Below are 13,542 nucleotides of genomic sequence, written 5' to 3'. Positions count from 1 at the left end.
GGACATTTAGAATACTGTCTCTATAGCAAAATAAAAAGCAGTTGTGTAAAGCTCCTTTCATAGAGCTTCACACAACTGCCTCTGTACAAGAGGGTTCTAACCTTACTTATTAACTCAACACGTTAATCTGAAGTGTTTTACGTCCCCACGCCTGAGCTTGGGCTGTAGTAGGAAAGTGGACATCGATAATATTCCCCACAATCGCGCCTCCTGTATCTCCCGCAATCGCTATACCATATCCCGGTACTTCAACCATCGTTCCTAAAGGAATCACAGAAGGATCTACAGCGATGCACATAGGGTTCAGATGGAGGTTTATGCCCGTTGCCGTAATAAATCCTAGTCCATTATCTGAAGCGTAAGCTGTAGCTGAAACGATTAATGAATGAGCTCCGCCGCCCGATGGCGTCATTATAGAATTGCTCTCATCAGAAACTTCTGAATCTACTGTCCTATCGACTGAAAGGGAATCTATTTTTGATTTTCCTGAATCTCTATTGAGCGTTGCAGCCTTTATACGCATTTCATCAAGGATACTCTGATTATCTGTCACCTTGTTTTTGAGTAGAGCTATGCTTTCCTCAAGTTTTTCTACCTGCTTCTCATAATCCGTTTGAGCTGCTTCCAACTCAGTTTTTGCTTTAAGAAGCGAGTGTTTCATTCTCTCTAAGTTTTGCTGAGTATCAACCAAGGACTTGGCTTGGGCATCTTCTGCATGTAAGATAAGCCTTAAGTTCGTCAGCGCTTGCACAGCTTCGTGAAAATCTGCTGCGTTGAGCACTATATCAAGAACTGAAGGAAAAACGCCGCCGCGCTCCTGCATTGCACGCATTTGACCCGCTACAGTTTCCTTTAAAGAATTATATTTTTCTTCGGTTTTCTCAATCTCTGTATTCAAATGTTCAATCTTTTCCTGAGTTGCTTTGAGTTCAGTTTGTGAATCATTTGCTTTGGTATAAATTGCATTCGCCTGAGAAAGTTCTGCATTGAGTTGCCTTTGAAAGTTTTCGATTTTTGCATCTATCGAACTTTCATCAGCTTGCACAGCTGGTAAGCCTAAAGTAAGCATGCCAACCGATAAAACCAGTATAGCTGCTTGCTTTTTCCAATTTTTCTTTTTCATATTTTACCATTCTAACACAAAAGTAGTTCAGAAAGATTTCATATGCTTTACATGTGGTTATTTAAACTTAATATAAAACGCTTTTATTAACACTTCATCTCTTGACTTTTTAGAATTCTTATATGAAGCAGAAAAAAGTTCGTGGTCTGCTACATTTTTTGCATATTAACATTCTTTTTGTGAAAGTAGTCAAGATCTAATCAAAGTGTACAAATAAAAATACTCAAAATAGCTTTCTTCGCTATCATGAGCATTTTTCTGTTTTTTAAGACAGCTGTACCAACTTCTGTCCTTTGTTAACGGATTTCAGCATTGAGTTTTTCTACAAGATTTTTTGTAATTTTAGCCATAGCTCTGGCAATTTCTTCTTCTGTCATTGTATTTTCACGACTTTGGAAGGTCAAGCTATAGGCCATTGACTTCTTGCCTTCTGGTAAGTTATCACCTTGATAGATATCGAAGAGCTCTACTTTACTCAAGCTTCTCACTTTGCTTGATGTAATCACTTCTACGATGTCAGCATGTGTTTTGTCTCTATCAACAAGCATAGCAATATCACGGTTTACAGCTTGTACTTTTGGAATATCGACAAAAACCGTTTGGGCTGGAGCAAGCTCAAGCATCGCTTCCAAGTCAAGGGAAGCCACGTAAGTTTCCTTAATATCATAAGCTTTTGCTGTTGCAGGGTGTACTTGTCCAACAAAACCAACTTGACGATTGCCCACTAAAACTCGCGCTGTGCGCCCTGGATGCATTTCTTTGATATCTGAGTCGGCTTCAAAGGAAAGATTTTCATAGCCTGCCAAAAGCTGTTCAACAATGGCTTTTGCATGATAAAAGTCAACGGCTACAGCTGCTGAATTATAGGTTTTGTCCTCTACATTTCCAGAGATGGCAAAGGCAAGATGAGGAATTTCTAAAGGACGGGAATCTTCTGAATCTGATGCAAGGAAAATGTTGCCTATCTCATAGATGGCTACATCTGCATTTTTACGGTTCTGGTTATAATTGATGATATCCAAAAGTCCTGGAATTTGGCTAATCCGTAATGTTTGACGATCTTCGGTCATTGGCAAGAGTAATGAAGTTGTTGGTTTTTGCCCATTAACAAATTCCCGAGCTTTTTCAGAGCTTGTCAATGAGTAGCCAATAACTTCCGAAAGTCCGGCAGCTTCAACGTTGGTGCGTACTTTTCGGCGTAATTTCTGCATAGCTGTTAACTCTCCAACTGTAGCTCCTGCAGGCAAGGTACTTGGCAAGTTGTCATACCCATAAATTCGTGCGATTTCTTCAACAATATCTGCTTCAATCTTGATATCCCACCGACGTGATGGGATTTGAATATGGAATTCGCCCTTGTTTTCTTGGGTTTCAAATCCAAGTTGCGCTAAAATTTCTAACACTTTCTCCACTGTAAGATTTGTTCCAAGAGAAGCATTGATACGTTCTAAAGTAGTTTTAACCTCTTGAGGTTCTGGCATAAAGTCGTTTGACTCAACCACACCAGAAAGAACTTCACCACCAGCAAGCTCTTGAATCATTGCGGCTGCAAAATCCAAAGCTTCACGGACTGTGCCTTGATTAATTCCTTTTTCAAAGCGGCTTGATGATTCTGAACGTAGTGCAAACTTGTGCGATGTTTTCCGGATTGATGTGCCATTGAAAAGCGCAGCCTCCAAAGCAACATTTGTGGTTTGCTCTGTGATTTCGCTATCCAGCCCTCCCATGACACCACCAAGTGCTACTGGTTTTCCGTTGGCTGTGATGACTATGTCTTCTCTGCTGAGCTCACGCTCTTGCTCATCAAGGGTCACAATCTTTTCACCGTCTTGCGCTTGACGCACCAAGATTTCGTCTGCACCAAATTTGTCAAAATCAAAAGCATGCAATGGCTGTCCATAATACATCAAGACATAATTCGTTACGTCAACGACATTATTTATTGGACGAATACCCGCATTCATCAGTGTATTTTGGAGCCAAAGCGGAGATGGGGCGATCTTTACATTTTCAATTATACGAATTTTATAGGTTGGTACTTGTTCTGTACTTGTCTCTACCTTTACAGCAATTTTATCTGTAGCTTTTCTGTCAACCTCTGTTAGTTTTTTATCTTCAAAATTAACTGTTTTGCCGTAGATAGCTGCTACTTCATAGGCCACACCGCGCATAGACATCGCATCTGCACGATTTGCCAAGATATCTGGCTCAATGATTTCATCATCCAAGTCAAGATAAGGAAGGACACTGTCGCCAACCACAGCGTCTTCAGGCAGGATATAGATACCTTCCTCGTGTTTCATCGGATTTACAGACTCCGGAATACCGATTTCATCAAGTGCACAAAGCATCCCTAGTGAAACAATACCTCGGATTTTTCCTTTTTTAATTTTATAATTATCGGCAATGCGTGCTCCCACGAGCGCAGTGATTGCTTTAATTCCTGCTTTTACGTTTGGCGCACCACAAACGATTTGAAGAGGTTCTTCTTCACCAACATCAACTTGGCAAATATGAAGATGAGTGTCCGGTACATCTTCACAGGTTAATACTTCACCGACTACTATTTTTGATAAACCCTCTCCCGGTACTGTGACACCCTCAATTTCAATACCAGACAAGGACATTTTTTCTGCCAAATCTGTGACAGGAATGTCATCAATGCCGTTGACTAATTTTTTTAACCATTTGTATGATACTAACATTTTACTTTTCCTTTTATTCTGCTTACTTCTGTGTTCAGTTCTGAAATTATTTTCCAAATTGTTCTAAGAAACGCAAATCGCCTTGGTAGAATCCTCGAATATCATTGATACCATAACGTAGCATTGCGATGCGTTCTTGCCCCATACCAAAGGCAAATCCAGAATATTCTTTACTGTCAATGCCACTCATCTCTAAGACGTTCGGATGGACCATGCCGGCACCGAGAATTTCGATCCATCCGGTGTGTTTGCAGACGTTACATCCCTTGCCGCCGCATTTAAAACAGCTCACATCCACTTCAACTGAAGGCTCAGTAAACGGGAAATAGGAAGGACGGAGACGGATTTCACGATTGGCACCAAACATCTTTTGTATAACAAATTCAAGGGTGCCTTTAAGGTCAGCCATCGTGATATTTTTATCCACAACCAGTCCTTCAACTTGGTGAAATTGGTGGCTGTGTGTCGCATCATCTGTATCACGACGGTAAACGCGACCTGGCGCTATCATACGGAGACCGCCTTTATTAAAGTCATGCTTATCCATGGTACGCGCCTGCATAGGTGAGGTGTGGGTACGCAGTAAGACCTCATTTGTGATATAAAAACTATCTTGCATATCACGCGCAGGATGATCTTTGGGAAGATTCATGCGTTCAAAGTTATAGTGGTCTGTTTCAACTTCATAGCCATCAACAATTTCATAGCCCATACCTAAGAAGATTTCTTCTATCTCTTCTGCTGTCTGAGTCAAAATATGACGTGTTCCTTTTTTCAAAGCAGCCCCTGGTAAAGTGACATCCAAAGTTTCAGCGCTCAAAGCTGCATTTAGCGCTCTCTCTTCAAGCTCTGCCTTTTTCTCTTCCAGTTTCGCTCCAAATTCATCACGGAAAGCATTGGCTAAAGCGCCAATAACAGGACGTTCTTCATTTGTGAGCTCTTTCATTCCTTTGAGAATTTCTGTCAATTCTCCTTTTTTACCCATGATAGCTGTGCGCAGATCATTTAACATTCTTTCTTCAACGGCAGCTGTCAAGTTGTCCAAGGCCTGCTCTCGCAAAGCTTCAATTTTCTCTTGTAAGTTCATTCTTTCTCCTCATGTACTCTTGCGGTGATTATAAAAAGACCACGATTTTCTCCCCTACTAATTAAGGAGCGAAAACCGCGGTACCATCCCATTTTATCACTTAGTTAAAGCTTCTTTTAAATTTAGAATGAGGTGAACTTCAATCACTTTCCCGTGTGGTGATTTTCAGTCAACGACACCACTCCCTCAAACGTTTCAGTAATCTACTCTTCTCATTCTTGCTATGTACTTATTTTAGCAGATTTCTTTGATTTGTCAATTTTTAATACGCTGCTCTCATTGTGCCTAAAGGCACTAAGGAGAGGCGACAATTCTTATATGAATTGCCTTAGCGTCTTATTGGTTCTCAATCAAAAAAATATCGTTTTTGATTGAAAACGGCATCGCTGCTCTCATTGTGCCTAAAGGCATTAAGGAGAGGCGGCATTTCTTATATGAATTGCCTTAGCGTCTTATTGGTTCTCAATCAAAAAAATATCGTTTTTGATTGAAAACGGCATCGCTGCTCTCATCACGAGAGTAAGAAACGATGAAAAATCTTGGAGGAGGGCTAAGAGAAAGCAAAAAGACAGAAAATTAATCCGATTCTTTCGCATTAATAATCACATCCACTGTGCTTTCAGTAATTTTCTCTTCTTGTTCTTTCTCATAAAACTCTAATAAAATCTGTGCTTTATGTTCCCCCTGCAAGTGTTCGTTTTTCAGTGGAATCTCCGATACACCGTACCCCGGATCAAGTAATTCTGAACGAAAGAATGGCTCTGTTTCCCCTTCTCCTATCACTGAAAATCTTAAGCGTGTCTCGTTTGTGGGTAAATTTTGCACAACAACTCTGCCGACTTTCCTACTCTTTTCCACTTTAATCTCTAGAGATACGCGGACTCTTGCCATATCATCGTCAATAGGAACATCAGTTTCTTGCTCCAAGTCTTGTTCACTCATCTGTCGCGGTCTGCTTTGAACTTCCGCTTCATATCTAAGTGGGAAATGTCCGCCCAAAATTTGAAGAAATTTCCCTCCTGCCATCGCAAGAGTAATAAGTAATACTAAAAGAACAAGTAAAATCACAACTCTCTTAGGCCACTTTTTTACTTTTCTTTTCCTAACACCCGATGAGCGGGAGCTCTGCGAGGAATGAGTCGGTTCTAAAACATGTGTCATTTGGTCCAGCAAATTTTCTGACTCCGCAAATAATTCTTCATACTGACTTTGACTCATTTACTCACCTCCTCCTGCTCCAGAATATAAACTTCAAAAGCTCACTTCCATATTTCCAAGCCATTCGCTCAAAAAGCGCCTTATCAGCGCTTTACTTTTTTAGCTATTTTTTAATTTAATCACTTCTAAATTCCAAGTTTCATCAGTTCACCCAAACGGCCGATTAACTCTTTTGCTGCATTCTTCGTGTCTGCTATCTGACCATTGAGTTCCGTTAATTTTTGCTCTGTCTCATCCAGCTTCTCTTGACCTTTTTGCTCTGCTGCCTCAATAATTGTTTCTGCTTCCTTTTGCTTTTGAACCACATAAGCATTTGCTTCTTCTTTTATCTTTTCAGACTCTTTGTGCGCTTCAAGACGTAATGCTCTATTTTCTTCTTCAATGCCATTTTTTACAACGACGGCATCTTTTTCCAGTTGTTCTATATCTTGCTCTGCTTTTGCTTTTAGCGCTTCGTGTTCTTTAAGCATGGCTGCTTTACGATTTTCTGATTCTTGAGCCATTTTTTCAATCTCACGTCTAGCATTTACTTTGAATTGCTCAGCTTCTTTTTGGGCTTCCTTTTTCAAAGTTCCCATCTCTTGAATCATCGTTTCAGCTTCTTTTTTCGCGTTTGCCTTGAGCTCACTAATTTCTCTCTCTGCTTTATACTTCATCTGGTTACATTCGAGCTTTGTTTTCTCCAAAACATCTTTTTTCTCTTGCTCGAGTACCTCTTGACGCTTTTCATTCTCTTTTTGCAGCTCTAATAAATAGTCTGCAATTTGAGCACGAATATCTACGTTCTCTTTTTTCAAGGCTTCATTTTCTTGCTTTAGTTCTTCAAAGGCTTGCATATTTTCTTGACCATTTTGAATGTTTTGTTCAAGAGACTCTTCCAACTTTTTTACCTCTTCCTCTTTTTCCAAGAGCTTCTTTTCTTTTTCTTCTTTTAGTTTTTGGAGTTCTTCTTCCAATTTTTTCTTTTCAAAAATGACCTTATGCTTCTCTCCTTCTGTTTTAAGAAGCGCATCCTTTAAGCTTCTGTTATTTATCTCTAAATCTTCTCTGAGCTTATTAAATTCTTCAAGATGTACCATCGTTCTGCCTTCCCTCTGAGTCGAAGTATTTTCTTCATTGCGACTGTTTCCAAATAGGTTCTTCATTTTATCTTCCTCATTGCTTCCGGGCAAACAAAACCCTTCCATCCACTATATAAATTCCATCTCTCGCATTGTTATTTTGTATAATTATATTATATATCCGTATCATTTGTAATGTAAAGCAATAATTAAATTAACCACTTTCGTCAATATTATGTCGAAAAAACCATATAAATATTTATATAGTTGTGAAATACTTGTATAAAAAGATTGTTTCAATCTTTTTATTATTATTTTTAAATTATATTGATAAATAATATATGAATAAAGCCCGAAAATACGGGTTAATTATATATAAAATGATTGTTTAGATTTATATTTATCATTGCTTTAGATTACTTTGGTAATAATTTTGTTTCGTCTTGACAACATTTTCTAATATAATAAAATAAAAAGGACATAAGGGAGATTGTGATATGGCCAAAAATACTAAAGAAATAGTCATCCGAACCTTGCTCAATATCGCAGCGGAGGATGGTGTCGTTAATGTCGAAGAAATTACACGACGTACCGGTATTACCCGAAATACTATTCGACATAACTTTGGAAATAAAGGTATTGATAGCATTATTGCTCACATCTATACAGAAATTTTCCAAGAGATAAATGAACAGCTTTTTCGCCATGACCCCAGTGAAATTCCTGTCGAAATTTTTGCTGATATCTTACTCCCCATCTTATGGAAGCACCGTGATGTCGCACACATCCTTGTAACAAGCAACTTGCTTTACCGAACAGCTGATGGGGCAACCGATTTTGTTTTTCCTTGGGCGAAAGAACATTATGATTATCTTGTAAAAGAACATCAGCTAAGCCCTTACTTCTCCTCTAAACAATTGCTTTCCTTTTGGATTTCATATTTGGATATCATCTTCACGCTGTGGTTTAGCTCACAAATCCCCCTTGAACCCGAAAAATTCAAACCTATATTTATCAAACTTATCAAAACATCAATGTATGATTTAATCTATAAGGGAATCGGTCATTGACCCTTTCTGCCGTTCAAAAAGCTCCTCAGTTTGAGGGGCTTTATTTGTCTATTTTAAGCACATATTCCTTACGTCCGTTAACTTTTTTCTCCTCCACCTCTGTTTCTGGTGGAAGTGTGAAGGCTGGGCGGATATGGGCGGGATAGGGAACACCCCCACCTCCCAACTTCCCTTCATAGCTAACTACTTTAACCACTACAGAATCCGTCGCAAATGCAGTACGGAGCCACCAGCTATAAGGAGTTGAATCCCCTTCTAAACAAGCTAATCTGTCCTCTTTTACTCCACCTTTTCTCTTAAAATACAGTAAGTTACGCTCATCCCCCATACGATGCTTGCCTCTATCGTTTCCAACATCAATGTCCGAAAGTAAAAATAATTTCCGCTTTATTTTTTCTATATGCCCCATTCCTGCATTTTCTGCCGAAGGTTTTATCCCCAACTCTGTAAGGGGGATGTTCCCTTGTATATCTTTAGACAAACGCTTGATAAAGTCTTTGTTCATAAAAGCATCGGGTATGCTATGTCCGTAGTAGGCTTCTTCCCAACCATCCCGAAAAGACATTGGCGGATCCAGCAAGTATTTTCGAAGCAGCAAGACATTCCCTTGACCAATATAGTTTTTCGCGAGAACAAGATAGGGCACTAGCTTGCCTTCTTCTTTGATGTGAACGGTATAGCCTAAGCGTTTATCCTTGTCATAAGCTAAATCTCTTAGGATTTGGGGTTCTTTAACAGGAAGCAAATATACAAGTTCCTCTCTCTTTATGAGGACAATTGAGAGGACAATGCTTATGAGCAGTGAAGCAATAAGAAAAAATATTTTTTTACCGGTTCTTTTGGTCATCTAATCTCCACCTCCCCTTTCTTACTTATCCATTTTAAGCACATATTCCTTATGCCCATTGATTTCTTTCTCCTCCACCTCTGTTTCTGGTGGAAGTGTGAAGGCTGGGCGGACATGGGCGGGGTAGGCAACTCCATTCCCTCCAAACTTCCCATCATTAATCGTATCTGCTACTGCAGAAGCCGTTTCAAAAGCAGTACGAAGCCACCAAGTATAAGCGACAGGGTCGTTTTCCAAATAAGCGAGTCTAGTCGTATTTCCACCATCCTTTCTCTTGAAATATAACAAATTTTCCTCTTCTTCCAAACGAATTCTTTGCTTATAGTTCCCTACATCAATATCCGAAAGCAAGAAAAGTTTCCGCTTTATTTTATCTATATGCCTACTTTCAAAGTTAGGTTTTAGAGCTTTTATCCCAAGCTCTGTGAGGGGAATATTTTCTTGCACATTTTTAGGCAAACGATTAATATACTCTTTGTTCATAAAGGCATCAATCATACTATGCCCGTAATAAAATCTTTTCCAGCCTTCTTGAAAGGGCATGGGCGGATCCAGCAAGTATTTTCGAAGCAGTAAGACATTGCCTTGACCGATATAATTTTTTGTGAGAACTAGATAGGGCACTAACTTACCATCTTCTTTGATATGAACGGTATAACCTAAGCGTTTGTCTTTATCATAGGCTATATCTCTTAGGATTTGGGGGTCTTTTGCAGGAAACAAATATACAAGTTCCTCTCTCTTTATGAGGACAATTGAGAGGACAATGCTTAAGAGTAGTGAAGCAATAAGTAAAAATATTTTTTTACTGGTTATTTTGTTCATCTAATCTCCCCTTTCTTACTTATCTATTTTAAGCACATATTCCTTACGTCCGTTAACTTTTTTCTCCTCCACCTCCGTTTCTGGTGAAAGTGTGAAGGCTGGACGGACATAAGAAATGTAGGCAACACCATTTCCTCCAAACATCCCTTCATAGTCAACTACCTTAGCTACCGCAGAATCCGTCGCAAAAGCAGTACGGAGCCACCAGCTATAAGGAGTTGAATCCCCTTCTGAATAAGCTAACCTGTCTTCTTTTACTCCACCTTTTCGCTTAAAATACAGTAAATTACGATCATCTCCCTTGCGATGTTTGCCTCTACTATTTCCAATATCAACGTCTGAAAGCAAGAAAAATTTCCGCTTTATTTTTTCTATATGCCCCCTTCCAGCATGTTCTGCCGAAGGCTTTATCCCCAGCTCTGTGAGAGCAATATTTTCTTGTATACCTTTAGACAAACGCTTGATAAAGTCCTTGTGCATAAAGGCATCCGGTATGCTATGTCCATAATAGGCTTCCTCCCAACCATCCCGAAAAGACATGGGTGGATCTACGAGGTGTTTTCTTAAAAGCAAAACATTACCTTGTCCGATATAATTTTTCGTGAGCACCAGATAGGGCACTAGCTTCTCATTTTCCTTAATATGAACGGTATAACCTAAACGCTTATCCTTGTCATAAGCTAAATCTCTTAGGATTTGGGGTTCTTTAACAGGAAGCAAATATACAAGTTCCTCTCTCTTTATGAGGACAATTGAGAGGACAATGCTTAAGAGTAGTGACGAAATAAGAAAAAATATTTTTTTACTGGTCATTTGGCTTTACCTCTCTAAACTTCGCAACAAGTTCTTCCTCAGCTTTTACTTGGTGCTGATAAGTATTTTCCGAAGATAAAAGCACATCTCCTTTGTACCAACCCACAAACTCCGCATTTTCTCGTGGAAGAGCATATAAGGGCGAATAGTTGGCAAAGCGAGTCATTCCACCCCCTAGGACAAAGCCTAGGTTTTCGTTTTCCACTCTAATATTTGTCGAGTAATATTTTGATGACTCTTCTTTACCGCTCGTTTCTGAGCTTAGCTGTTCTCCCTCCTTGACGAGTTCTGTAGCTTTATCTTCTGATTCTTTATAGAGGTTTATCTCAACTTTTTCTCCCGCATTTAGTTCAACATCTTCAAACTCTTCGGTCAGAACTACGCTTCCGTCCTTATTATCAATGGTCTGTACAGTATAATCCACCTTTGTCGCCTCGCTGGCTTGGACAAGGACTGTCGTGTCTTCTGCTGCTGAAGTGGAAAGCTCCATGACTTCATCCGTCGAATATTTCTCCATTTCTCCTGTTTCACGTTTTACCTTAATGTCTACATCTCCTGCTATTAGGATACGTTTTGAGGTTTTGCTTGGCTCAGGAGCCTCAATCTTTTTCTTTTGATAATTTTCATCCTGCGCCCTCAACCATGCGAGGCAAAGGTCAGGATGATGGGCTTGGGCAACTGGGTCTAAGTTTGCTATGAGAGTCACTGAAAGATTAGGATGTTTAATCATAAATTTGAACACAAGCTCTCGAAAAGTCTCTGCTAAAGACTCAATTCGTACCTCTGAATGATTGACCAACCCCATGTTTCTCAACCAATCAATAACAAAATTTTTCACCCTCGTTGCATTACTTCCTAACATCATAGAGGTGACAAGATTTTTAAATAAACTTTTTGTAAGTTTTTCCCTATCTTCAACCCGTGTTGTGAAATAGAGTTCAGCTAGTATTCGTATGTCCTCTTGATACACGTTAACATACTTATTTCTATGCTTTATTTGCTCAACTGCAAAGGTTCTGATGATGTCATCCAGAGATTCATTCATTCTCTTACCCTCTGGATCATCCACAATTAAGCCATTAAAAATATCCAGTATACTTATTTTTTTAGCTTGAAATTCTTCTAGTTTATAGTTTAAGTTAGAGTCTAGCTTTTTTAATTCCGCTTCCATTCGACTTTTGGCAGATTCATAAACCTCTTGGGGAAGTAGAGTTTTATCAGGCAAAGACGAATCCTGCCCATAACGTGTAAACTCAAACGGATAGACCTCCGGTCCCACTTTAGTCACCACATCATTGACATTAATAACATTGACAATATTATCATGTCGTTCATTATCATTCCCCGTTCCCTTCAAAGTCCCCGCAGGTGCTTCAAAGCAGAAAGCATACATATCTTCTGCTTTGAGTTCACCACTGGCCAACTTTCGCCCCTTATTTAAAGCGCCAGCGGTCAAGTTGGTTACTGCAGCTGCTCGGCTATAGCCGTTAATCCAGAGCTTTATCTTGCCTGTCACCTTGTTTTCTTTCAAGTATTGGTCTAAAAAGGTCAACACTTTTTCGCTGGCTTCTCTAAAACCTTGATGCTCGCCTGACCGTCCTAAAGTCAGGTTACTGGCCCACTCTGCTTCGTAACCCCCGCCTCGGATGGCTAGAGCTATCAAGGTGTAGTCTTCTTCTTTGACGGTCAGTTTTTTCTGGGCAATGACCGCACCAATCGAGTCTTTCGAGGGTCTTTCTTGAAAATGCTGGTTAGCCTTGAATTTTTCAAAACCGATTTCTTCCAGTAGCTGCTTCGCATTTCTATTTTTTAAAAGATAGTTTTTTTCTTGGATACTGGACCAAGCAGCAAGTTCTAGGTTGAGGGACATGGTCGCTAGCCTTGGGTCATAAGGGCGATTTTTCTCCTTGCGATAAGCATAGGCACTCTGCTCAAAATAAGAATCACTGTAGTGGTAGACGGCTTGAGAATCCTTGACTTCTTTTCCTGCAGGTGCGGAACCATAGTTAAAAGTCCCTGATTGGAAATCCTTTCCCGCCTCCTTACTTTTAAAAACAAAATCCATATCTTGTACATCTTTAAAATCAAAGGCCCCATCTGTTTGAATATTTTGGAAAAAGGTTCGGGCAAATGCTTTGGTCGAGTCCACAATCTTATCCATAAATACGAAAGTCCGAAAGCTTACCTGCTGTTCTGCTTTCATCTTTTGCGCCAGATTATTCGCCGCATTGGCAAACTGATAGCTGTAGATGTCTTTGCTTCCATACTTTCCTGTATTTACTTTTTCCCCTGCGGTTGGTGTCCGGTCACTGATGATGAAGATATTTTTTTGCCCCTCATCCTTGACTTCTTGCAGGAGCTGCTCTGCACGTTTCAAACCACTGTATAAGTTGGTCTTCCCTCGTGTTTCTATCTTTTCCAAAGCGGACAGCAGTTGTTTCTCATCAGGAGTAAAAGCTTGAAGCACAGTTGCCTCATCTCCAAAACCCACAAGCGCAATTTGATGCTCCTGCTTGGACGCACCCGACTCTTTTACAAACTTGCCAACCATATCTTTGGTCTGCTTGACACTTCTTCCACCCATACTTCTGGAGCTATCCATCAGAAAAATACTGTACTGCTTTCTCTTACTGTCATCAGGAGCTTCAAAGCTTATCTTTTGTCTTTGAACTTCTGACAAACTGATACTTAAATCCAAATCTTTCACTGCTGTAGCAGATACACGTGTACCAAAAAATATGGGTTGACACAGCATAAATAGCAATAAACATAATTTTTTAAACATCTTCTTCT

General features: G+C 39.7%; 10 protein-coding genes. 1 reads left to right on the top strand and 9 read right to left on the bottom strand.

Going from position 1 to position 13,542, the window contains the following annotated elements; genetic code table 11:
- Nucleotides 1-109 precede the first annotated feature (109 nt).
- From ACGHCK_RS06270 to ACGHCK_RS06250, 5 genes are all read right to left on the bottom strand, one after another.
- Complete coding sequence (locus ACGHCK_RS06270) at nucleotides 110-1,123, bottom strand: 3D domain-containing protein (protein ID WP_251422907.1); 1,014 nt, start codon at nucleotides 1,121-1,123, stop codon at nucleotides 110-112.
- 296 nt (nucleotides 1,124-1,419) lie between these two features.
- A complete protein-coding gene (gene pheT, locus ACGHCK_RS06265) occupies nucleotides 1,420-3,828 on the bottom strand; it encodes a phenylalanine--tRNA ligase subunit beta (protein WP_251422910.1) in 2,409 nt (802 codons plus the stop codon).
- A gap of 46 nt (nucleotides 3,829-3,874) precedes the next feature.
- Nucleotides 3,875-4,915, bottom strand: coding sequence for a phenylalanine--tRNA ligase subunit alpha (pheS, locus tag ACGHCK_RS06260; RefSeq protein ID WP_251422915.1), 1,041 nt, complete (start codon nucleotides 4,913-4,915; stop codon nucleotides 3,875-3,877).
- A 576-nt stretch (nucleotides 4,916-5,491) separates the two neighbouring features.
- A complete protein-coding gene (locus ACGHCK_RS06255) occupies nucleotides 5,492-6,133 on the bottom strand; it encodes a hypothetical protein (RefSeq protein ID WP_251424025.1) in 642 nt (213 codons plus the stop codon).
- Between the two features lie 125 nt (nucleotides 6,134-6,258).
- Entirely contained in the window at nucleotides 6,259-7,278 is a 1,020-nt protein-coding gene (locus ACGHCK_RS06250; protein WP_271328126.1) for a coiled-coil domain-containing protein, read from the bottom strand.
- Between the two features lie 413 nt (nucleotides 7,279-7,691).
- On the opposite strand from ACGHCK_RS06250, the gene ACGHCK_RS06245 reads away from it, so the two are divergent.
- The gene (locus tag ACGHCK_RS06245; protein WP_251422473.1) at nucleotides 7,692-8,264 is read left to right on the top strand and encodes a TetR/AcrR family transcriptional regulator; all 573 of its coding nucleotides are present in this window, start codon (nucleotides 7,692-7,694) and stop codon (nucleotides 8,262-8,264) included.
- Between the two features lie 40 nt (nucleotides 8,265-8,304).
- Here ACGHCK_RS06245 and ACGHCK_RS06240 read toward each other — a convergent pair whose 3' ends face one another.
- The 4 genes from ACGHCK_RS06240 to ACGHCK_RS06225 are packed head-to-tail and all read right to left on the bottom strand — an operon-like array spanning nucleotide 8,305 to nucleotide 13,534.
- Nucleotides 8,305-9,111: a DUF6273 domain-containing protein gene (locus ACGHCK_RS06240; protein ID WP_271328125.1), complete on the bottom strand. Its 807-nt coding sequence runs from the start codon at nucleotides 9,109-9,111 to the stop codon at nucleotides 8,305-8,307.
- A 21-nt stretch (nucleotides 9,112-9,132) separates the two neighbouring features.
- Nucleotides 9,133-9,936 carry a DUF6273 domain-containing protein gene (locus ACGHCK_RS06235; protein WP_274708639.1) on the bottom strand — a complete coding sequence of 268 codons (804 nt, stop codon included), beginning with the start codon at nucleotides 9,934-9,936 and terminating at the stop codon, nucleotides 9,133-9,135.
- 15 nt (nucleotides 9,937-9,951) lie between these two features.
- Nucleotides 9,952-10,749, bottom strand: coding sequence for a DUF6273 domain-containing protein (locus tag ACGHCK_RS06230; protein ID WP_251422467.1), 798 nt, complete (start codon nucleotides 10,747-10,749; stop codon nucleotides 9,952-9,954).
- A complete protein-coding gene (locus tag ACGHCK_RS06225) occupies nucleotides 10,739-13,534 on the bottom strand; it encodes a vWA domain-containing protein (protein WP_271328124.1) in 2,796 nt (931 codons plus the stop codon). The genes ACGHCK_RS06230 and ACGHCK_RS06225 overlap by 11 nt, the downstream gene beginning before the upstream one ends.
- Nucleotides 13,535-13,542: the final 8 nt, after the last annotated feature.

The sequence above is a fragment of the Lactococcus muris genome (assembly GCF_042849115.1).
Lineage (GTDB): Bacteria > Bacillota > Bacilli > Lactobacillales > Streptococcaceae > Lactococcus > Lactococcus muris.
Note: the sequence above shows the minus strand (reverse complement) of the source record. Positions and strands in the feature narration are given on the sequence as shown.

Excerpts from the sequence above, each read along its gene's own strand:
- ACGHCK_RS06240 (WP_271328125.1), bottom strand. The coding sequence starts at position 9,111 with ATGACCAAAAGAACCGGTAAAAAAATATTTTTTCTTATTGCTTCACTG.
- ACGHCK_RS06270 (WP_251422907.1), bottom strand. The coding sequence starts at position 1,123 with ATGAAAAAGAAAAATTGGAAAAAGCAAGCAGCTATACTGGTTTTATCG.
- ACGHCK_RS06250 (WP_271328126.1), bottom strand. The coding sequence starts at position 7,278 with ATGAAGAACCTATTTGGAAACAGTCGCAATGAAGAAAATACTTCGACT.
- pheT (WP_251422910.1), bottom strand. The coding sequence starts at position 3,828 with ATGTTAGTATCATACAAATGGTTAAAAAAATTAGTCAACGGCATTGAT.
- pheS (WP_251422915.1), bottom strand. The coding sequence starts at position 4,915 with ATGAACTTACAAGAGAAAATTGAAGCTTTGCGAGAGCAGGCCTTGGAC.
- ACGHCK_RS06245 (WP_251422473.1), top strand. The coding sequence starts at position 7,692 with ATGGCCAAAAATACTAAAGAAATAGTCATCCGAACCTTGCTCAATATC.
- ACGHCK_RS06225 (WP_271328124.1), bottom strand. The coding sequence starts at position 13,534 with ATGTTTAAAAAATTATGTTTATTGCTATTTATGCTGTGTCAACCCATA.
- ACGHCK_RS06230 (WP_251422467.1), bottom strand. The coding sequence starts at position 10,749 with ATGACCAGTAAAAAAATATTTTTTCTTATTTCGTCACTACTCTTAAGC.
- ACGHCK_RS06235 (WP_274708639.1), bottom strand. The coding sequence starts at position 9,936 with ATGAACAAAATAACCAGTAAAAAAATATTTTTACTTATTGCTTCACTA.
- ACGHCK_RS06255 (WP_251424025.1), bottom strand. The coding sequence starts at position 6,133 with ATGAGTCAAAGTCAGTATGAAGAATTATTTGCGGAGTCAGAAAATTTG.